Genomic DNA, 21,608 nt, shown 5'->3' on the forward strand with positions numbered 1-21,608 from the left:
GTCAGCGAAGAGTAAGCGGAGTGTGCTTGCCTGTGATCAACACCCTGCGCGCCCGCGCGATGACACCCCGTGGAGGTACTTCGTGGTCCCGTCGGTCCCCGTGGGCAGGGCTGATCAGCGTGACGAGCCGATCGCGATCGTCGGTATCGGGTTGCGGTTCCCCGGTGGGGCGCGGACGCCGGCCGAGTTCGCCGAGTTCCTGCGGGACGGGCGGTCGGGGATCCGGCCCGTGCCGGACGACCGGTGGGACGTGGCCGCGTTCCAGGCCGAGCCCGGGGTCGAGAAGGGCAGGATCCAGAGCCCGGGCGGCGGGTTCCTCGACCGCATCGACGAGTTCGACGCCGGGTTCTTCGGCATCTCGCCCAAGGAGGCGCAGTACACCGACCCGCAGCAGCGGATGCTGCTGGAGACCACCTGGGAGGCGCTGGAGGACGCCACCATCGACCCGGCTGCCTTCCGCGGCGGCAACGGCGGCGTGTACGTCGGCGCGGGCTCCATCGACTACGCGATGGAGTTGACCACCCTGCCCAACGAGGAGCTGGACGGCCACCTCGCCGCGGGCATCACGTTCTTCCCCATGTCCGGGCGGCTGTCCTACTTCCTCGACTGGCACGGCCCGTCCATGACGATCGACACCGCGTGCGCGTCGTCGCTCACCGCGCTCCACCAGGCGGTCGTGGGGCTGCGGCGCGGGGAGTGCGAGATCGCGGTGTGCGCCGGGGTCAACGCGCTGCACTACCCCCGCACGTCGGTGATCTTCTCCCACGCCAACATGCTCGCCCCCGACGGCCAGTGCAAGACCTTCGACGACGCGGCGAACGGCTACGTGCGCGCCGAGGGCTGCGGCGCGCTGGTGCTCATGCGGCTCTCCGACGCCGAGCGGGACGGCGCGACCGTCGTCGCGGTGATCCGGGGCTCGGCCGTGGGCCAGGACGGCGACGGCCCCGGCCTGTCCGTGCCCAACGGCGCCGCCCAGGTGCGGGTGATGCGCGCCGCGCTGGCCGACGCCGGGCTCTCCCCCGCCGACATCTCCTACGTCGAGGCGCACGGCACCGGGACACCGCTGGGCGACCCGATCGAGATGGGCGCGATCAGCGACGTCTTCGCCGAGTCGCACACCCCGGACGCCCCGATCCCGGTCGGCTCGGTCAAGACGAACGTCGGGCACCTCGAACCGGTGGCGGGCATCGTCGGCGTCGTCAAGGCGGTGCTGCAGATCCGCGACCGGATGATCTACCCGCACCTGAACCTCACCACGCCGTCCGGCCGCATCCCCTGGCAGCGCTACCCGGTGACGGTCCCGACGGAGTGCGTGCCGTGGACGGCGGAGCGGCGGCGGGCGCTGGTCAACAGCTTCGGGTTCGCGGGCACGATCGCCGCGGCCGTCATCGAGGAGCCCGCGCCCGTGTCCGCCCGGCCAGCGCCGGTGGACGGACCGCACGTGTTCACCCTGTCGGCGAAGTCCAAGCGGTCGCTGCGCAACCAGGTCGAGCGGTACCGCGCGCACCTGGCCGAGCGCCCCGGGATCGATGTCGGCGACCTCTGCTACACCGCCGCCGTCGGCCGCTCGCACTTCCGGCTGCGGGTGGGCGCAGTCGTCGCCGACCGGGCGCAACTGGCCGACTTCCTCGACCGGCAGGCGGAGAAGCTGGCGGGCGACGCCGCGGGCGCGGCCGAGATCGGCAAGGTCGCCTTCCTGTTCAGCGGGCAGGGCACCCAGTACCCGGGCATGGGCGCGGCGCTCTACCGCCGGTACCCGAGGTTCCGGGCGGCCTTCGACGAGTGCGACGCGCTGTTCGCCCAGCACCTGGGCCGGTCCGTGCGGGCGATCGCCTTCGGCGAGGTGGAGCGGCCCGAGGAACTGGACCAGACCCTCTACACGCAGTCCGCGCTGTTCTGCCTGGAGTACGCGCTGGCCGCGCTGTGGCTGTCCTGGGGCGTGCGGCCGAGCGTCCTCATCGGACACAGCATCGGCGAGGTGGTCGCCGCCGCGGTGGCCGAGGTGTTCTCCCTGCCGGACGCCGTCCGGCTGGTCGCCGCGCGCGCCCGGCTGATGCAGTCGGTCGCCGCGCCCGGCGGGATGGCCGCCGTGCGCGCGCCCGCCGACGACGTGGCCCCGCTGCTGTCCGGGCACCCGGACCTGGCGGTGGCCGCGGTGAACTCGCCCACCCAGTGCGTGATCTCCGGCGGCGTCGCCGCGCTCGACGCGGTGAGCGCCGACCTCGCTGACCGCGGTATCGAGGTCACCCGGCTGGCGGTGTCCCACGCGTTCCACTCGCCGCTGATGGCCGAGGTGTTCGACGAGTTCCGCGCGGCCATCGCCGACATCGCCTTCGCGCGACCGCGGCTGACCGTGATCTCCAACGTCACCGGCAAGGTGGCGCGCGCCGCCGAGCTGCGCGACCCGGAGTACTGGGTGCGCCACATCGCCGAGCCGGTGCGGTTCGCCGCTGGCATGGCCGAGTTGCAGCGGCGCGGCCCGCACGTGATCGTCGAGGTCGGCCCGTCGGCCGCGTTGACCGCGCTCGCCAAGCGCTGCGTCACCGCGGAGGACCACCGCTGGGCGCAGAGCACCGACAAGGCCGACGACGGCAGCACGATCCAGCGCGCGCTCATCCAGCTCTACACCGCGGGCGCGGCCATCAGGTGGCGGCAGGTGCACCACGGGCGCGAGTGCCGCAGGATCACGCTGCCGACCTACGGGTTCGACCGCAGGCGCCACTGGCTGCCGGTCGCCGCCGCCCGGACCGTCGCGGGCGCGGACCACCCGCTGCTCGGCACGGAGGTCACCACGGCCGAGCAGGCGGCGCAGGGCGTGCGCGAGTTCCGCTCGCGACTCAGCCCGCGCTGCCCCGACTACCTCGCCGACCACGTCATCGCCGGTCAGGTCGTGTTCCCCGGGGCGGGATACGTCGAGATGGCGTTCGCGCTGCAGGACGCGGTGTACGGGGAGACCGGCGCGACGGTGTCCGACCTGCGGATCAGCGAGCCGCTGTTCCTGGCCGAGGACCGCGAGACCGAGGTCCGCACCCGGCTCACCGAGCGGCCGGACGGCACGGCGGCGCTGACCATCAGCAGCCGCGCCGCGGGCGACGCCGTCGACCGGCGCCACGCCACCGCCGAGATCACCCGCCCGGACGAGGGCGGCGGGACGGTCGCGGGCCTGCGCGCCGCGGCCGCCGACGCGGGCGAGCCGGACTCGGTGCTGACCGGCGAGGAGGTCTACCCCGGGTTCGCCGCCGTCGGCATGGCCTACGGCCCGCACTTCCAGCGCCTGCTGTCGACAGCACGGCATGGCGACTTCGCCACCGCCGACCTGCGCGGTTGCAGGCAGACGGGCGCGGAGCACCTGCCCCCGACGATCCTCGACGGCGCGCTGCACACGCTCGCGGGCCTCATCGACGACGGCGCCACCTACCTGCCCGTCCGCTTCGGCGGCGTCCGGCTGCTCCGCAAGCCGCGCGCCGAGCGCCTCCGGGTCCTGCTGCGGCTGCGCGAGACCGCGGCCGAGGGCGTCGACCTCGCCGCGGACCTGGTGATCCTGCAGGACGACCTGCCGGTGGCCGAGGTGGCCGACCTCGGGCTCAAGCGGCTGGCGGACGAGACCGGCGGCCGGGGCAGGGCGTTCCTGCACCGTCCGGTCTGGCTCAAGCGGTCCCAGCGTGGGCCGGTCATCGAGCAGCCCCGACGGGTCCTGGCCGTGGGCGGCCGGGGTGATGCCTTGGCGGGCCACGCCGCCGAGTCCGCTGTGGAGGTGGTGGTCGCGGGCGACGCCGCCGAGGCGGGCGCGCTGCTGCGGGCGGAAGCGTTCACCGACGTGTGCTGGTTCTGGCGCGCGCAGGGCGGCGCGACCACCGAGCCGGGCCTGCGCGCCGAGTGCGAGGACAACTACCGGGACCTGCTCGCCCTGCTGGCCGTGCTCGACAGCGCCGGGTTCGGCGGCGACCAGCGGCTGTGGCTGGTCACCGAGCGCGCGCAGGTGCTGCCCGGGGACCCGGTGACCGACCTGTCGGCCGCGGCGACCCTCTGGGGCTTCGGGCACTCGCTGCTCAACGAGCGCCCCGGCTACCGGACCACGCTGATCGACCTCCCGGAAGACGGGCAGGCGCACCTTGTCGACGAGCTGCGCTGCCGCGACGGCGGCGAGTTCCAGCTCGGCTACCGCGACGGCCACCGGCACGTGCGGCGGCTGCTGCCGCTGCGCCCCGGCCGGGACGGCGAGGAGAACATCGCGCTGGCGGTCAAGGACCACGGCAGCTTCGCGGGCGTGCGGGCCGTCCCGGCCGAGTCCGTCGCGCCGGTCGGCGCGGAGATCCAGGTCCGGGTGCACGCCGCGGGGCTCAACTTCAAGGACGTGCTCAACGCCCTGGGCATGCTCAAGGAGCACGCCGAGAGCCAGGGCGTGGAGTACCGGCCGCTGCCGCTGGGCTTCGAGTGCTCCGGCACCGTCGTCGCGGCGGGCCCGGACGCGGAGTTCGAGGTCGGCGCCGAGGTGATCGTCAACTACGCCGGGCTGATGCGGCGGCTGGCCACCGTGCCGTCGTCGGCCGCGGTGCGCAGGCCGGAGCGGATCAGCGCCGTCGAGGGCGCGGGCCTGGCCTCGGCCTACGTCACCGCGCACTACGCGCTGCACGGCCTGGCCGGGATCAAGGCGGGCGACCGGGTGCTGATCCACGCCGCGGCGGGCGGGGTCGGGCAGGCGGCGGTCCAGCTGGCCATGGCGGCGGGCGCGGAGGTGTTCGCCACCGCGAGCCCGCCCAAGTGGGACGTGCTGCGCGCGCAGGGCGTGCGCCACCTGATGAACTCGCGCACGCTCGACTTCGCCGACGAGATCATGGCGGCGACCGGCGGCGCCGGGGTCGACGTCATCCTCAACAGCCTCAACAAGGACTTCATCCCCGCGGGACTGCGCGCGCTCGGCCGCGGCGGCCGGTTCGTGGAGCTGGGCAAGGTGGGCGTGTGGACCACCGAGGAGGTGGCCGCGGCCCGCCCGGACGTCCGCTACCACAACTTCGACCTCAGCGAGCTGCCCGAGGACGAGGTGGTCGCGCTCAACAAGCGGGTGCTGACCGAGGTCGCCGACCGGATCGGCGCGGGCGAGCTGGCGCCGATCACCACCACCCGGTACTCCCTCGACGAGGTCGAGGAGGCCTTCGGCGTGCTCAGCCGGGGCGCCAACGTCGGCAAGCTGGTCATCGCGTTCGCCGAGGAGCCCGCGCCGCGCCCCGCGCCGGTGCGCGCCGACCGCACGTACCTGATCACCGGAGGCCTCGGCGCGCTGGGCCTGGTGACCGCCCGCAAGCTCGTCGAGCTGGGGGCCAGGCACCTGGTGCTGGTCGGCAGGCAGGGCATCCCCCGGCCGGACGCCGCGCACCTGCTCGACCGGCTCGGCCCCGCCGAGGTCACCGTGTGCCGGGGCGACGTCGGCGACCGGGCGGACCTGCGCCGGATCGAGGCAGTGCTGGCCGGGCTCCCGCACCCGCTCGGCGGCATCGTGCACGCCGCGGGCGGCCTCGCCGACGCGCCGGTCTCGGCGCAGACCTGGGAGAGCGTCGACACCGTCTTCCAGTCCAAGGTGTACGGCGGCTGGCTGCTGCACGAGTTCGCCGCGACGCGGCCGGACCTCGACTTCTTCGTGCTCTACTCCTCCGCCGCCTCGGTCGTCGGCGGTCCAGGGCAGGCCAACTACGCGGCCGCGAACGCCTTCCTCGACCAGCTGGCCCACCACCGGGTCCGCGACGGCCTGCCCGCCCTGTCGCTCAACTGGGGCCCGGTCGCCCAGCTCGGCATGTCCGCGCGGCTGAGCGAGCAGCACGCCAAGGCGTTCGAGGACGACGGCGTCGCGTTCTTCAGCCCGGCCAGGGCGATGCGCGCGCTGGAGGCGCTGCTCGGCGGCCCGGTCGCCCAGGCCGCGGTCGGCGAGTGCGACTGGAACCGGTTCGTCTCGACCAAGCCGATCACCAACGCGCTCTACCAGGAGCTGACCCGCGACACGGCCGCCACGGCAGCCGGGCTCGACCTGGACGCGCTGCGGTCGGCGCCGGACGCCGAGCGGCTCGCCGCGATCGACCGGTTCATCCGGGCGAAGGTGGCCGACGTGCTGCACTTCACCGACCTCGACGACATCGACTCGCGGGCCCGCTTCGCCCAGCTCGGCCTGGACTCGCTGGTCGCGGTCGAGCTGAAGAACGCGCTGGAGGTCGCCTTCGGCGTCGCGCTGCCCGCCACCGTCGCCTTCGACCACCCGACCGCGCACGACCTGGCCGGGTTCCTCGACGGCCAGATCACGGCCGCGGTCTGAAGGGGGTCAGCGCGCCATGTCGTCAGCAGGCTGGTTGCAGCCCGCGGAGGCCGCGGCGGAGGCCGACCTGCGCCTGCTGCTGTTCCCGCCAGCGGGCGCGGGCGGGACGGTCTTCCGGGACTGGTTCGGCCTGCTCCCCCGCGACGTCGCCGCCCAGGTGGTCACCCTGCCCGGCCGACTCGACCGGCGGTCGGAGCCCGCGCACACCGACTTCGGCGTCCTCGTCGACGCGCTGTGGGCGGGGCTGGAGCCGGAGCTGGACGGCAGGCCGTACGCGTTCTTCGGCCACAGCATGGGCGCGATGATCGCCTACGCGCTGACCCAGGCGATCGAGCGCGAGGGGGCCGACCCGCCGGTCCTGCTCGCGGCCTCGGCGTGGGCGCCGGTCGGGTTCGCGCGGCCGACCGTCGAGCACGCGCGCCAGCCCGAGCCCGGGCTGATCGCGTGGCTGCGGGACACCGGGTCGCTGCCCGAGGAGATCATCGCCGACCCGGGCGCGCTGGCCATGGTGCTCCCGGCGCTGCGCGCGGACCTGGAGCTGTGCGCGGACTACACCGACGACGACACCGTGATCGACTGCCCTGTCGTCACCTACAGCGGGCGGCTCGACCCGCTGCTCGCCCCGGGCGCGATGGACTCGTGGGCGCCGAGGACCGCCAAGCACCTCGGCCACCGCGAGTTCCCCGGCCACCACTTCTACCTGATCGACCACACCATCGGGGTCGTCACCGATGTGGCGGGCAACCTCCGCGCGGCGGCCCGGCCATGATCGAACCCATGAGAACCCCACACCCGAGGAGCAGGCGATGACCGAGCTGACCGAGCACCCGGAGTACGGCGTGGTGGCCGTGCTCCCGGTCCACTTCGGCGACCTGGACGCGATGGGACAGCTGCACAACGCGCGCTACATCAACCTGGTCGAGCAGGCGGGCGAGGCCGTGCTCGCCCGCGTCGGCCTCGGCTACCGCGACGGCGCGATCACCCATCCGGACATGTTCGCCGCCATCCGCGAACTGCACATCTCCTACCAGTTCCCGGTGCGGTCCACCGGTCCGGTCGCCGTGCACCTCTGGATCGAGTCGCTGGGCACCTCCAGCCTCCGCTGGGGCTTCCGCGTGCACTCCGTCGACGGCGCGGTCACCCACGCCGAGGGGCACCGCACCGTCGTCAAGGTCGACCCCGCCACCGGGCGGTCCGCGCCGTGGACCGACGAGACCCGCGCGGCGACGACCGGGCTCATGCGCGAGCCCGCGGCCAGTACGTCCTGAGTAGACATATTCGGGGAACTCCACAGAGAAGGTGACGTGTGAACGACAACCGGAACGCCAAGGCCAGCGCGTTCAAGGCACTGCACGCCGAGGGGGTGCTGGTGCTGCCCAACGCCTGGGACGCGGGCAGCGCCGCGCTGATCGCGCGCAGCGGCGCGCGGGCGGTGGCCACCACCAGCGGCGGGGTCTCCTGGGCGCTGGGCAGGCCGGACGGGCAGGCGCTGACCCGCGAGGAGATGGCCGGTCAGGTGCGGCGGATCTGCGCCGCTGTCGACCTGCCGGTCACCGCCGACATCGAGGGCGGCTACGGGCCCGACCCCGACGACGTGGCCGCGACCGTGGCCGCGGTGATCGACGCGGGCGCGGTCGGGGTGAACATCGAGGACTCCGTCGCCCCGGGGCAGCCGCTGTTCGGCATCGATGAGCAGTCGCGGCGGCTGCGGGCCGCGCGCTCGGCCGCGGAGGCCGCGGGCGTGCCCGACCTGGTGGTGAACGCCCGCACGGACGTCTACCTGTTCGGGATCGGCGCGGAGGAGGGCCGCTTCGACGACGTGGTCGCGCGCGGGCAGGCCTACGCCGACGCCGGGGCCGACTGCCTGTTCGTGCCCGGGCTGGTCGACCTGGAGGCCGTGGCCGCGCTGGTGAAGGCGGTGCCGCTGCCGGTCAACGTGATGGCCGGGCCCGGGGCGCCGACGGTGACCGAGTTCGAGGCCGCTGGCGCGCGGCGGGTCAGCGTGGGCACCGCGATCAGCCAGGCCGCGTACAGCCTGGCGCAGCGGGTCGCCGTGGAACTGGTCGAGCACGGCACGTACGGCGAGCTCGCGGGCGCGCTCGACTACATGAGCCTCAACAGCGTGTTCGGCCGGTAGGCGGGCTTTCCGCGCACGTCGGGACGCCCTGTCGCGGGCGTCCCGGCGTGCGCCGACTAGAGGGGGGACACGATGACCGCGATCAAGACCGACGGCGGCGTCCTGGCCAGCGTGCGCGCCACGCCGGTCGCGGTCCGGTGCCTGCTGGGCGGGGTGCTGGTCAACCAGCTCGGCGCGTTCGTCCAGACGTTCATGGTGCTTTACCTGACGGTGCGGGGGTTCTCCCTCGCCCAGGCTGGCGCGGCGCTGACGGCGTACAGCGCGGGCGCGGTCGCCGGGACTCTGATCGGCGGCGAACTCACCCACCGCATCGGGCCGCGCGCGACCATCACCGCGGCGATGGCGACGTCGGCCGTCGTCCTGGGCGTCGCCCCGCTGCTGAGCACACCCGGCCTGTACGCCGTGCTCCTGGTGGTGATGGCGCTCGCGGGCATGGCGACCCAGGCGTACCGGCCCGCCGCGGCGGTGCTGCTGAGCGACCTCATGCCCAACGAACACCGGGTGATGGCGTTCTCGATGATGCGGACGGCGATGAACGCCGGGGCCGCGGCCGGTCCGCTGCTGGCCGCCGGGCTGATCCTGCTCGACTGGGACCTGCTGTTCTACTTCGACGCCGTCACCGCGCTGGCCTTCGCCGTGCTGGCCCGCACACTGCTGCCGGACGCCCCCGCGCCGCGCGCGGAACCCGACGCGCCCGCCCGCGCCTCGGCGTACACCGCGCTGGTCCGCGACCGCCGGTTCCTGCTGTTCCTCACCGCGGCGCTGGTCGGCTCGATGGTCTACGTGCAGTACACCGTGGCGCTGCCGCTGAAGATCACCGGCGACGGCCACTCCACGACGCTCTACAGCGTCGTGCTCGCGACGGCGTCGCTCGTGCTGATCCTGGCCGAGCTGAAGGTGACCTCCTACGTCCGGCACTGGCCGCCGCACCTGGCGGGCGCGGCGGGCACGGTGGTGATGGGCCTGGGCGTGGCCGGGTACGGGCTGGCCGACAGCGCCGTGCCGCTGCTGGCCACGACCGTCGTGTTCGTGGCGGGCATCATGATCAGCGGGCCGAGCATGTTCGCCCACCCCGCCACCTATCCCGTCGCGGTCAGGGCCCGCTACGTCGGCGCGCACCAGGCCGCGTTCGGGCTCGGCCTGGCCATCGGCCCGACCGTCGGCGTGCTGGCGTGGGCGGGCATGGGGAACGCGATCTGGCCGGTCTGCGGCCTCGCCTGCCTGGTGGCCGCGGCGTTCCTGCTCGCCGGGATGCGCCAGCCGCGAGAAATGGTCGGACATTCGATTCTGAATAACGACTGACAACGGCCGCACAGCCCACTGACAAAACACGAAAAGCTTCCAAGATAGGCCGATCGGTGGCTGGTAGCCGCACCGCGGATTGCGCACAGTTATCGACAATCGGCACGCAATGGGAGGCTTCGAGAATGGGCAGGCCAGAGAAACCCGTCGACTCGACGGGCGGTGCGGTGGCCGCGTTCGCAAGCGAACTGCGCGCGCTGCGCGCGAAAGCGGGGAATCCGACATACCGGGACATGGCGCGCACGGCGCTCTATTCGTCGTCCGTGCTCTCCAGCGCGGCGAGCGGGCGGCGGCTGCCGACGCTCAAGGTAGCGCTGGCCTTCGCCGCGGCGTGCGGGGGCGACCGGGAGACCTGGCGGCGGCGCTGGCTGGCCGCCGCGGACGCCCGGCCCGCCGAGCAGGTCGAGCCGCCCGCGCGGGCGGGCCTGCCCCGGCCCGCGCAGCTCCCGCTGCGGCCGCGCGGGCTGGTCGGGCGCGACGCCGAGCTGGCCGGGCTGGCCGCGCGCGCCGGGGCCCCGGTGCTCGTCTGCGGGCCGGTCGGGGTGGGCAAGAGCCATCTCGCGCTGCGCCACGCGCACGACATCGCGCCCGCCATGGTCGACGGCCAGCTCTACGCCGACCTCGCGCCGCTGCCGGACGGCCCGGCGGGCGCCGCTGCGGTGCTCGCGGGCTTCCTGACCGCGCTGGGCGTGCCCGGCACGGCGCTGCCCGCCTCGGTCGACCAGCGCGCGGGGCTGTACCGGTCGCTGCTGGCCGAACGGCGGCTCGTGGTGCTCATGGACAACGTCCGCGACGAGCGCCAGGTCCGCCCGCTGCTGGCCGAGACCCGCACCAGCGTGACCATCGTCGTCAGCCGCTCGTCGCTGCCCGGCCTGCACGGCGTGCCGAGGACCCGGCTGGACGTGCTGCCCAGGGCCGACGCGGCGGCGATGATCGCCGCGGCGGCGGGCGGGCGGGCCGCGGCGGACCCGGCCGCCCGCGACCGGCTGGCCGCGCTGTGCGGGGACCTGCCGCTGGCCCTGGACATCCTCGCCCGCAAGCTCGTGTCCAACCCGCACGTGCCGCTGGGCGCGGTGGCGGCCAGGCTTGCCGAGCCCGGCGCGGCGCTGCGCTGGCTGCGCGTCGGCGACCTGTCGGTGCGCGAGTCGCTGGACTCGGCGTGCCTGCGGCTGAGCGCGCCCGCGTGGGCGCTGCTGACCGGGCTCGCCACGCTGCCCGCCGACCGCCCGGTGGTCTGGGCGTGCGGCCGGGTGGACGGGGCGGGCGAGCCCGTCGCCGAGGACCTGGTGGTCGAGCTGGCCGACGCCGGGCTGCTGCGCCACGGCGACCGCGCTGGCGCCTACCTGCTCGATCCGCTCGTGCGCGCATTCGTGACGACCGCGATGGCGGTGCTCGACGGCCCCGCGAATCGGGAATTGATTCACCGTTGATTCGGCGATGCGGATGAGCGCGAAGTCAAACCGGCCCGCGACTTGAATTGAGGACAGATCACGCCGACGGGGTGGATGTCGATTCTCTCCCCCCGCCGAGCGCACACCGCAGAGCACGATGATCGGGGTGGACGTGACAGACCAACAGGTGGATGTCCTGGCCATCGGCGCCGGGCCGGCGAATCTGGCCCTGGCGGTGGCCATCGAGGAATCCGGCGTCGATGGCCTCGCCGAGAACACGCTGGTGCTGGAGCAGTACCCGGACGCGAAGTGGCAGCGCAACCTGCTGCTGCCGTGGGCGCGCAGCCAGGTGTCCTTCCTCAAGGACCTGGTGACGCTGCGCAACCCGCGCAGCCGGTTCTCGTTCCTGAGCTTCTTGCACGAGCGCGGGAAGCTCGACGAGTTCGTCAACCTGGGCACCTTCAACCCGTACCGGTGGGAGCTGTCCGAGTACATGCAGTGGGTCGCGGAGTCCCTGGAGCGGGTGCGCGTGCGCTACGACGCCCGGGTCGAGCGGATCGAGCACCGGCGCGGCCCGGACGGCGAGATCGAGGGCTGGACGGTGTCGCTGTCCAGCGGCGACGTCGTGCGCTGCCGGGACCTCGTCGTCGGCACCGGCCGCGACGCCCGGGTGCCGGACGTCTTCGCCGACCTGCCGAAGAACGTCGTCATCCACAGCACCCAGTACTGCTCGCGCATCACCGAGGTGCCCGCCGACCAGCCCGCCCGCGTGGTCGTGGTCGGCGGCGCGCAGAGCGCGGCGGAGATGTTCATGGCGGTGCACCAGGACCTGCCGCTGAGCGAGCCGACCCTGGTGCTGCGCTCGATCGGCCTGCGCAACTACCAGACGAGCAAGTTCGTCAACGAGCTGTTCTACCCGTCCTTTGTGGACGAGTTCTACGACGCCTCCGCCGACACGCGGGCGCGCATCCTCGACGAGATGCACCTGACGAACTACGCGGGCCTGGCCCCGCCGTTCCTCGACGAGCTGTACTCGATGCTCTACCAGCAGCGCATGCTCGGCAGGCAGCGCTCGACGGTGCGGTCGATGACCGAGGTCGTCGCGGCCCGCACCGAGGGCGACGACGTGGTGCTCGACCTGCTCGACCACCGCTCCGGGACGGTCGAGCGGCTGCGCTGCGACCTCGTCCTGCTCGGCACCGGCTACGACCCCCGCATGCCGAGGATGGTGCGCGACCTCGCCGAGCGGGCCGGGCTGCCGGAGATCTCGGTCAGCAGGCGCTACCGCGTGGACCTGGGCGACTCCGCCCGGGGCGCGATGTACCTGCAGGGCGTCAACGAGGCGACGCACGGCATCTCCGACTCGCTGATCAGCGTGCTGGCGCACCGGTCGCAGGATATCGTGACCGACCTGCTCGACCGCCGCGCGGTCGCCGGGGCGGTGAGCGGCTGATGCGCGTCCGCAAGCGGGACCGGGCGAACCTGAGCCCCGCCTACGGCATCGAGGGCGAGCGCCTGCTGCCGTGGGACGCGCTCGCCGCGCCGTTCGAGGGCGCGTGGTGCGTGGTGCGGCCGGGCGGGGAGTCGGTGGCCCACGAGCACCACGAGCACGAGATCTTCATCGCCCTGGCGGGCCGGGCGACCCTGGTGGTCGACGGCGACGCGCACGAGTTCGCCGCGGGCGACATCGCCCACCTGCCGCCGGGCTGCACCCACCGGGTCGTCAACGACTCGGCCGCCGAGTTCGAGTACTACGGCATCTGGTGGGACACCGCGATGTCCGAGCGCTTCATCACCAGCCAGGAGGCGGTGCGATGAGCGAGAAGCTGATGGTCCTCTCCCCCGCCCCGACCGCCAACGGCGACCTGCACCTCGGGCACATCGCGGGCCCGTTCCTGGCAGCGGACGTCTTCACCCGCTACGCCAGGGCGATGGGCCGGGAGGTCGTGCTGGGCACGGGCGCCCAGGACAGCCCCACCTACGTCGTCACCACCGCGGACCGCCTCGGCGTCGACCCGCGCGAGCTGGCCGAGCGCTCGACCAAGCAGATCGAGGCCACGCTGGACGCGGTCGGCATCGCCTACGACGGGTTCACCCGCGGCGACGAGCGGTACGCCGACGTCGTGCTGGACTTCGTCGGCAGGCTGCACGCGACCGGGAAGCTCCGGCTCAAGCCGATGCCGTTCCCGTACTCGACGCGCACCGGCGAGTACCTGATGGACGGTTACGTCCGCGGCGGCTGCCCGGTGTGCCTGGCCGACGGGTGCGCGGGCGTCTGCGAGAGCTGCGGGCACCCGTGCGCCCCCGGCGAGCTGATCGACCCGCGCTCGACCGCGGACCCCGACGACCCGCTGGAGCTGCGCGAGGTCGAAGTGCTGGTCCTCCCGCTGGAGGAGCACCGCGCCGGGCTGCGCGCCTACTTCGAGCGGACGCGCCCGCGGCTGCGCCCGCACATGGCGCAGGCGATCGCGGAGATGCTGGACCGGCCGCTGCCGGACTACCCGATGACCTACCCCACCCGGTGGGGCATCCGGGCGCCGTTCCCCGGCGTGGCGGGCCAGGTGGTCAACCCGAACGCCGAGGCGGGGCCGTGGCCGGTGGCCGCGGCCGCGCTGGCCGCCGAGGCCGGGGGCGCGGTGCTCGCGCGCGACGACGAGCCGTTCCGCGCCGACTCGGGATGGGGCGTGGTGCTGTTCCACGGCTTCGACAACACCTTCCCGTTCGCCATCGCGCTGGTGGCCATGCTGCTGGCCCACGAGGGCCGGTACGCGCTGCCGGAGTGGTTCGTCGCCAACGAGTTCTACGAGCTGGAGACGGAGAAGTTCTCCACCAGCCGGGGGCACGCGGTGTGGGGGTGCGACCTCGCGGCCGAGGCGCCGCGCGACCTGATCCGCTTCCACCTGGCGGTCACCAGCCCCGAGCACCAGCGCACCGACTTCAGCCGGGCGGTGATGGACCGGATCACCACGAGCAGGCTGGTCGACCCGTGGAACCGGGTCGCTGCCAAGGCCGAGGCGTTCGCGGGCGCTGGCCCGCTGCCGGTGTCGGCCCGCTCGCGCGCGGCGGCGGCGCGGATGGGCGAGCGGTTCGCGGCCTGCTACGAGCTGCCCGCGTTCAGCCTGCACCGGGCCGCGGGCACGCTCACCGAGCACCTGGCCCGGCTCGACCGGCGCCCGGTGTCGGCCGAGGACGCTGGCGACTTCTTCCACGAGGCCGAGGCGCTGCTGCGTTGCGCCGCGCCGATCCTGATCGACCTCGCCGAGCGGGCGGGCGTCGAGCCGGGGCTGCCCGACGGCGGCCCGGAGACGATCACCCCGAGGCCGCTGCCGCGGCTGAGCACGACGGTGACCGTCGCCGGTCTGCCCGACGGCGGCCGCGACAGCGCCACGCCGCGGCTGAGCACGGCGGTGGCCTGAGGTGTACCGGCAGGTGTTGGTGGTGGGCGCGGGGGCGACCGGGCTGCTCACGGCGATCCGGTGCGCCGCGGCGGGCCACCGGGTCACGGTGCTGGACCGGGGGCCGATCCCGAACCCCCGGTCGACGTCGTTCGACCAGCACCGGGCGATCCGGGCGCTGGACCCGGACGACCCGGCGGCCACGGCGGTCGCGATGGCCGCCCACGAGCGGTGGCTCGCGCTGGAGGCGTTGCTGGGCGAGCGGTTCTACCGGCGCGTCGGCGTGGTCACCGCGGTGTCGCCGGAGTCGGCGGCCCGGGCCCGCGCCATCGCCGCCGACACGGGCCTGCCGCTGTCGGTGGCGGACCCGGAGGCCTACGGGCCGGTCCGGTTCCCCGAGAGGACGGTACGGCTGCTGGAGCCGGACGCGGGCGTGTTGCTCGCCGACCGCGTCCTGCGCGCGGCCGTCCGCTGGCTGTCCCGGCACCCGCTGGTCAGCCTGCGGCCATGGCAGCCGGTGTCCGAAGTGGACTGCGACGCCCCGGCGGCGACCACGGCGCGCGGCGAGCGGATCGGGGCGGACGTGCTGCTGGTCGCCACCGGCCCGTGGTCGGGGGACCTGGTGGAGGTGCCGACGGTGCTGTACCGCCAGACCGTGGTCTACCTGCGCCCGCCGGAGGACCTGGCGCGGTGGTGGGAGAAGGCGCCCGGCATCGGCAGGGCGGGCCCGGACGGGCGGTCGTGGGTGATCCCGCCCGGCGGCGAGACGCTGCTCAAGATCAGCACGGCGGCCGCCTGCCGGGAGACCACCGTGCTCGACGACGACGATGACGAGCGCAGCTGGGCTGGCCTGGTGCTCAACGCGGGCGTGCTGGCCGAGCCCGCCCGCTACCCGGTGGTGTCCGCGCGGCGCTGCCACTACGCCGTCGACCCGCACACCGGGACCGGCGCGCTGACCCGGCTCGGCCCGGCGGCGTGGGCAAGGGCGGCCAGCGGCGGCGACGGGTTCCGCACCGCCCCGCTGGTCGCCGAGCAGATCGCCGACACGCTCACCGCCGTGCTCGCGTGAGACCACCCGAAACGAGAGGAAGGCAGATGGACAACCCGGCGCTGCTGGTCATCGGCAGCGGGCTCAAGCTCTACCGCGAGTACCTGGTCCGGTCCGCGTCGGCCAGGGCCCGGTCGCTCGGCCTCGACCTGGTGCTGATCAACAACCTGCACCCCACCTGGCAGCACGACTACTTCACCGAGATCACCGTGGCCAACATCTTCGACCACGACGTGCTGCGGGCGCAGGCGCGGGCCGCGGCGAAGCGCTGGTCGGTCGTCGGCGTGCTGTGCTGGGACGAGCCGCTGGTCATGCCCTCTGCCGAACTGGCGGCGGAGTTCGGCGTGCCCGGGCTGAGCCTGGCGGGCGTGCACGGCTGCCGGGACAAGAAGCGCACCCGGACCCGGCTCACCGAGGCGGGGCTGCCGCAGCCGGGCCACGCCATGGCGGCCACGCCGGAGGAGGCCCGCGCCGCCGCGGCCGCGATCGGGTACCCCGTGGTGGTCAAGCCGCGCGCGCTCGGCGCGAGCATGGGCGTGGTGCTCGCCGCCGACGAGTCCGGGCTGGACGCCGCGTTCCGGGTAGCGCACGAGGCCAGTCTCATCGGGGACGCGCCCTACCGGGGCGGCGCCATCGTGGAGGGGTACGCCGACGGGCCGGAGATCAGCATCGACGGCGCGGTGCACAAGGGCGAGTACCTGCCCATGTTCATCGCCCGCAAGCAGACCGGGCACGCGCCGTACTTCGAGGAGGTGGGCCACGTCGTCGACGGCGCCGACCCGCTGCTGAGCGACCCCGTCCTGCTCGACACCATCACCAGGGCGCACCGCGAACTGGGCGTGGAGAACGGGCTGACGCACACCGAGGTCCGGCTGACCGCGCGCGGCCCGGTCATCATCGAGGTCAACGGCAGGCTCGGCGGGGACCTCATCCCGTACCTCGGCAAGCTCGCCACCGGCATCGATCCGGGCGAGGTGCTGGTCGACGTCGCCGCGGGCAACCGGCCGGACGTCACGCCGACCCGCGCCGGGGTGGCGGGCATCCGGTTCGGCTACCCCGACACGGACTGCGTGGTGCGCGCGGTGCGGGTGCCGGAGTCCGGCCCCGGACTGGTCACCGCGGCGGCCATGGTCGACCCGGGCACGACGCTGCGGCTGCCGCCCGGCGGCTACATCGCCCGGCACTCGTTCGTCGTCTGCGCAGCGGAGGACACCGCGACCTGCGCGGAACGGCTCACCGCGGCCGCGGCCGCCGTCGAGGTCGACGCCGAGCCGGTCGCGCCGAAGCCCGAGGGCGCCGCCCTGGAGATGCCCGCCGGACTGCTGGACGCCGACGCATGATCGACTACGACGGCCGCCGGTTCCGCAAGGCGGGCGGGGGCGACGGCACCGAGGCGCGCTACCGCCAGGACGGCGACCTGGTCTGGGCCGACTTCACCGGCGGGGCGGTGCGCCGCGGCGCGGTGACCGGCCGGTGCGAGCCCGACGGCACGCTGCGGCTGGCATACACGATGGTGCTGGCGGGCGGGGAGATCATCTCCGGGCGCACGGTCAACACCCCTCGCCAGGACCCCGACGGCCGGATCGTGCTGCGCGAGGAATGGGAACGCTTCGGCGAGCACGCCGCGTCCGGCGTCTCCTACCTTGAGGAAGTGCGATGACCGACTTCTCCGGCCTCGGCGGGCTGGTCGACGGGCGGGTGCTGCTGCCCGGCGATCCCGGCTACACCGAGGGCAGCCAGCCGGTCAACCGGCGGTACGCGGGCGTGCGGCCCGCGGCCGTGCTCGCCGCGGCGTCGGCGGCCGACGTGGCAGCGGGCATCACCTGGGCGCGGGAGAACGGCGTCCCGGTCGTGGCCCGAGGCGGCGGGCACAGCTACGCGGGCAACTCCGTCAACACCGGACTGGTGCTCGACCTGCGCGCCATCGACCGGGTGTCCGTCGACGCCGACACCGGGCTGGTGACCGTGGGCGGCGGCACCCGCATGGGCGCGCTCTACGCCGCGCTGCGGGCCCACGACCTGGCCGTCCCGCTCGGCAACTCCGACGACGTCGCCGTCGGCGGGCTCACCCTGGGCGGCGGGGTGGCCGCGGTGTCCCGGGCGTTCGGGCTCACGTGCGACTCGCTGGTGGAGACCGAGGTGGTGCTCGCCGACGGCTCGACCGTCACCTGCGACGAGAACCGCGCGGCCGACCTGTTCTGGGCCTGCCGGGGCGGGGGCGGCGGCAACTTCGGGGTGAACACGTCCTTCACCTTCCAGGCCCGGCCGACCCGGCCCGCCTCGACCTGCCTGGTGCTGTGGGACTGGGCGCACGCGCACGAGGTGGTCGTCGCGCTGCAGGAGGCCGTCCGGGCCGCGCCGGACGAGTTCGCCGCGCGCATCGGGGTGAGCCGGGCGCCGGGGTCGGAGCCCGTCGTGTCCGTCATCGGCCAGCACCTCGGCCCGGCCAGCGAGCTGCGCGAGTTCCTCGCGCCCGCGCTCGCGGTCGCGCGTCCGTCCAGGATGGACATCGCGGACCGCACCTACTGGGAGGCCAAGGACTACCTGCGGCACGAGTCCGCGGGCGGCATGTTCGCGGTGCGCACCAGGTGCACGCCCAAACCGCTGTCCGACGCGGGCGTGACCACGATGCTGTCCGCTGTGGACAAGTGGCCGGGCAGCGGGAACCCCGACGGCGGCGGTGTCGCGCTGTTCACCTGGGGCGGGGCGATCACGCGCGTCCCCGTCCACGCGACGGCGTTCCCGCACCGGGACACGCTGTTCCTGGTGTCCATGGACACGTCGTGGACGGCGGAGGACGGCCCCGGGGTCGAGCGCGACAACCTGGCCTGGCTCGCCGCGCTGCACGAGGACATGGGCGAGCACGCCGGGGAGGGGTCCTACCTCAACTTCACCGACCCGGACCTGCCCGGCTGGCGCTCGGCCTACCACGGCCCCAACCACGACCGGCTGGTCGAGGTGAAGCGCCGCTACGACCCCGACCGCGTCTTCACCTTCGGCCAAGCCGTCTGACCCCGTGGAGGACCGGATGACGCTGATCATCGTCGGCTACCTGCCCGTGCTGCCCGTGCTCGACCACTTCCCCCCGGACTCGGTGCTCCTCGTCGACGAGCCCGACGTCATCCGCAAGCGCGGCGTCGCCGCGGCCATGGCGGGCGCGCCGATGCTGCGGGAGCTGATCGGGTGGGAGTACACCTCGCCCGCGTCGGCCGACGAGTTCTACAACACCCACCCCGACCTCGCCCCGACGATGGTGGTGCCGCTGCTGGAGTACGCGACCCCCTTCGCCGCCCGGCTGGCCGAGCGCTACGGCCTGCCGGGCGCGGGCTCGGCGGCGGCGGCGATCCTGCGCGACAAGTCCCAGCTGCGCCGGGTCACCCGCGCGGCGGGCATCGCCAACCCGCCGTCGCGCGGGGTGGACTGCCCGGACGACGTGCGGGCGTTCATGGCCGAGTTCCCCGGCCCGGTGGTGCTCAAGCCCGCGAACCGGCAGGCGTCGGTGGGCACCAAGGTGCTGCACGACGCCACCGAGGTCGACCAGGCCTGGGCCGAGTGCGTCGCCCAGGACGAGGGCGCGCTGGTGCCGGACCGGCGGATGCCGCTGCACATGCTCGTCGAGGGCTACCTGCGCGGGCCCGAGTACAGCGTGGAGCTGCTGGTGCGCGAGGGGGAGACGCTGTTCGCCAACGTCACGGCGAAGACGCTGTTCCCCGGGCCGCGCCCGGTCGAGCTCGGCCACACCGTCCCCGCCGACATCCCCGACGCCCTGGCGGCGCGGATGCGCGACCGCACGGAGGCGGTCCTGCGCGCGGTCGGCTTCGCCAGCGGCGTCGTGCACTGCGAGTGGATCGTCGTCGAGGGCGAGCCGCACCTGGTGGAGTGCGCTGGCCGCTTCCCCGGCGACGGCATCGCCGAGCTGATCGAGCGGGCGTACCCGGTGAACCTGGCCGCCGCCTACTACGCGGTGATGCGCGGCGAGCGCCCCGACCCGCTCCCGACCCGCGCCCGCCACGGCGCGACCGTCCGCTTCCTGCGCCTGGCCCCAGGCGAGGTCACCACCATCGAGGGCGTCGACGAGGCCGCCGCCATCCCCGGCGTGGTCCGCGCGACCCTCACCGTCACCGAGGGCGACGAGGTGCGCGAGCTCCGCAGCTCCTGGGACCGCGCAGGCTCGGTGATGGCGGTCGCGGAGACGCCGGGGGCCGCGGAGAAGACGGCGGAGCTGGCGATCGAGCGGATCAGGGTGGAGGTGCTGAGCACGCGCCCGGTCACCATCCCGGGCCGGATCCACCGCTGAGCAGCCCGGGAGCGGTGGGCCGAAGCGGCCGAACCCACGGCCCGCGACCCCACCAGACACGACCCCACCCTCACCACGCGCGACCCAACAAGCCAGGAACCCTAACGCACCAACCAAACCCGCCCCCCACTCACGACCACACCAAGGGAGAACCGCAACCCCCACCCACCCACTCACGCCCGACCGAGAACCCCAATCCACGACCCAAACCCACTCACGACCACACAGGCCGAACCCTCAACCCACCACCCAGACACAACCCGCCCCCCACGCGTGCGAGCGGCGGGTTGGGGAGCCGTGCGCGCGGCTACTCCACCCGGCAGGATCCGGTGTCCGGTAGGGGTTGGGTGTGGTCGAACGGGTCGATGCGGGTGGCGGAGGCCGGGTCGACGAGGGTGACGTCGTCGGGGGTGAGGGGGGCGAGGCGGCCGCGGGACATCGCGGCGCAGGACATGGCGAGGGCGTAGCCCTCCGCGGAGGTGGGGTGCAGGCCGGTGTCGGTCACCGTGAAGCGGACCTGGTAGCGCAGCATGGCCACGTACTCGTCCACGGTCAGCGCGCCCGGGACGTCGAAGGCGTAGGCGAACGTGTAGTCGGTGTCGACGACCAGCCGGCCCCCGTCGCCCACCTTGGCGACCATGGCGCCGTCCACCTTGGGCGGCACCGGGAGGAGGCGGACGCCGGGCTCGATCACCGTCGCCCAGGCCAGCGCGCTCCGCCCCGCCAACCCCTTGCGCACGTGCTCCCGCGACTCGGGGGTCAGCCCGGCGAGCAGGGCGTCGAAGCGGCCCTCGTTCAGCGCCCGGCCGTCGACCCGTCCGGCGATGAGCAGGTCGCGCACCGCCGAGTACGCCGCCGCGACCTCTTCGGCCGAGTAGGCGCCGACCGGGGCCGCGACCGGGACGACGATCCCGGCCGCGCCGTCCGGCCGCGCCTCGGCGAGGGAGCCGACGAAGGGCCGCTCCCGGTCGACCCGCCCCGACGGCGCGCGGTCCGCCGCGGCCACGGGGTCGCCGAAGAGGTCCGCCCGGAACACCACGGCCCCGGCCAGCAGCATGGCCGTCACCACGCCCACGACGACCAGCGCGCTCGGTCTCCGCCGAACGCGGCGGGGCCGGGGCGCGCGGTCGGCCCGGGCGGCCCGCCGCGCGCGTTTCGTGGCCTCCCTGATCCACGCCTCGTCGGTCAGGTCGGGATGGTCCGCAAGCGGATCGCGCATGTCCGTTTCTCCCCAGTAAGTCCGGTGCGCGACCTTAACCGACCGGGACCACCGCCTAGGGCCGCAGGTCCGTCACCCCCTTGCCGCTGGCGATATCGAACGGCACCGACACCTGGTCGTGCACGATCAGCCACTCACCGTCGACCTTCCGGAAGCAGAAGGTGGCCCTGACCCACATCCCGGGCGTCGTCGTCCCGTCCGGGAGCGTGCCGCTGAGCCTTCCGAAGCCGTGGCCGAACGCCACGTCCTCCCCCGCCGTGATCCGCAGGTCGCGCACCTCGTAGTCGAGGTTGTCGAGGAACGCGAAGACATTGGTCCAGTTCCCGAGCTTCGCGTCCACGCCGACGTGCTGCAGCGGCGGCTCCACGTCGAACGACACGACGTCCTCGGCGTAGAGCCGCCGCAGACCGACGAGATCCTTCCGCCTGATCCCGTCGATCACCCCATCGACCACCTGCCTGATCGCGCTTTCCGCCACCATCGCCCCGTCCCTTCGTCAGGCGCCGTTACACCTCATA

At 74.1% G+C, this 21,608-nt stretch carries 16 protein-coding genes; 14 read left to right on the top strand and 2 right to left on the bottom strand.

Annotation, left to right across the window (positions count from 1 at the left end; translation table 11 throughout):
- The first annotated feature begins 100 nt into the window (after nt 1-100).
- The 14 genes from IEY98_RS15965 to IEY98_RS16030 all read left to right on the top strand — a co-directional run bounded on the left by IEY98_RS15965 (nt 101) and on the right by IEY98_RS16030 (nt 19,871).
- A complete protein-coding gene (locus IEY98_RS15965; RefSeq protein WP_229786949.1) occupies nt 101-6,301 on the top strand; it encodes a type I polyketide synthase in 6,201 nt (2,066 codons plus the stop codon).
- Nucleotides 6,302-6,317: 16 nt separating this feature from the next.
- Entirely contained in the window at nt 6,318-7,070 is a 753-nt protein-coding gene (locus IEY98_RS15970; RefSeq protein ID WP_189211208.1) for a thioesterase II family protein, read from the top strand.
- A gap of 37 nt (nt 7,071-7,107) precedes the next feature.
- Complete coding sequence (locus tag IEY98_RS15975; protein ID WP_189211209.1) at nt 7,108-7,569, top strand: acyl-CoA thioesterase; 462 nt, start codon at nt 7,108-7,110, stop codon at nt 7,567-7,569.
- A gap of 38 nt (nt 7,570-7,607) precedes the next feature.
- Nucleotides 7,608-8,438: an isocitrate lyase/PEP mutase family protein gene (locus IEY98_RS15980; protein WP_189211210.1), complete on the top strand. Its 831-nt coding sequence runs from the start codon at nt 7,608-7,610 to the stop codon at nt 8,436-8,438.
- 72 nt (nt 8,439-8,510) lie between these two features.
- The gene (locus IEY98_RS15985; protein ID WP_189211211.1) at nt 8,511-9,740 is read left to right on the top strand and encodes an MFS transporter; all 1,230 of its coding nucleotides are present in this window, start codon (nt 8,511-8,513) and stop codon (nt 9,738-9,740) included.
- A 125-nt stretch (nt 9,741-9,865) separates the two neighbouring features.
- Nucleotides 9,866-11,170 (top strand): ATP-binding protein, encoded by a 1,305-nt coding sequence (locus IEY98_RS15990; protein ID WP_189211212.1) that lies wholly within the window; start codon nt 9,866-9,868, stop codon nt 11,168-11,170.
- A gap of 127 nt (nt 11,171-11,297) precedes the next feature.
- A complete protein-coding gene (locus IEY98_RS15995; protein WP_229786950.1) occupies nt 11,298-12,584 on the top strand; it encodes a lysine N(6)-hydroxylase/L-ornithine N(5)-oxygenase family protein in 1,287 nt (428 codons plus the stop codon).
- On the top strand, nt 12,584-12,949 hold the full coding sequence (locus IEY98_RS16000; protein WP_189211213.1) for a cupin domain-containing protein: 366 nt from the start codon (nt 12,584-12,586) through the stop codon (nt 12,947-12,949). The genes IEY98_RS15995 and IEY98_RS16000 overlap by 1 nt, the downstream gene beginning before the upstream one ends.
- Nucleotides 12,946-14,547, top strand: coding sequence for a class I tRNA ligase family protein (locus tag IEY98_RS16005; RefSeq protein WP_189211214.1), 1,602 nt, complete (start codon nt 12,946-12,948; stop codon nt 14,545-14,547). The genes IEY98_RS16000 and IEY98_RS16005 overlap by 4 nt, the downstream gene beginning before the upstream one ends.
- Before the next feature lies 1 nt (nt 14,548).
- The gene (locus IEY98_RS16010) at nt 14,549-15,595 is read left to right on the top strand and encodes an NAD(P)/FAD-dependent oxidoreductase (protein ID WP_229786951.1); all 1,047 of its coding nucleotides are present in this window, start codon (nt 14,549-14,551) and stop codon (nt 15,593-15,595) included.
- Nucleotides 15,596-15,621: 26 nt separating this feature from the next.
- Nucleotides 15,622-16,914 carry an ATP-grasp domain-containing protein gene (locus tag IEY98_RS16015; protein WP_189211215.1) on the top strand — a complete coding sequence of 431 codons (1,293 nt, stop codon included), beginning with the start codon at nt 15,622-15,624 and terminating at the stop codon, nt 16,912-16,914.
- A complete protein-coding gene (locus tag IEY98_RS16020) occupies nt 16,911-17,234 on the top strand; it encodes an avidin-fold protein (protein ID WP_189211216.1) in 324 nt (107 codons plus the stop codon). Before IEY98_RS16015 ends, IEY98_RS16020 begins: the two co-directional genes overlap by 4 nt.
- Nucleotides 17,231-18,586: an FAD-binding oxidoreductase gene (locus tag IEY98_RS16025; protein ID WP_189211217.1), complete on the top strand. Its 1,356-nt coding sequence runs from the start codon at nt 17,231-17,233 to the stop codon at nt 18,584-18,586. The genes IEY98_RS16020 and IEY98_RS16025 overlap by 4 nt, the downstream gene beginning before the upstream one ends.
- Nucleotides 18,587-18,602: 16 nt before the next feature.
- Nucleotides 18,603-19,871 carry an ATP-grasp domain-containing protein gene (locus IEY98_RS16030; protein WP_189211218.1) on the top strand — a complete coding sequence of 423 codons (1,269 nt, stop codon included), beginning with the start codon at nt 18,603-18,605 and terminating at the stop codon, nt 19,869-19,871.
- A gap of 307 nt (nt 19,872-20,178) precedes the next feature.
- Here IEY98_RS16030 and IEY98_RS16035 read toward each other — a convergent pair whose 3' ends face one another.
- Complete coding sequence (locus tag IEY98_RS16035; RefSeq protein WP_189211219.1) at nt 20,179-21,090, bottom strand: hypothetical protein; 912 nt, start codon at nt 21,088-21,090, stop codon at nt 20,179-20,181.
- Between the two features lie 55 nt (nt 21,091-21,145).
- Complete coding sequence (locus IEY98_RS16040; RefSeq protein WP_189211220.1) at nt 21,146-21,571, bottom strand: YybH family protein; 426 nt, start codon at nt 21,569-21,571, stop codon at nt 21,146-21,148.
- Nucleotides 21,572-21,608: the final 37 nt, after the last annotated feature.

The sequence above is a fragment of the Actinokineospora fastidiosa genome (assembly GCF_014648415.1).
Lineage (GTDB): Bacteria > Actinomycetota > Actinomycetes > Mycobacteriales > Pseudonocardiaceae > Actinokineospora > Actinokineospora fastidiosa.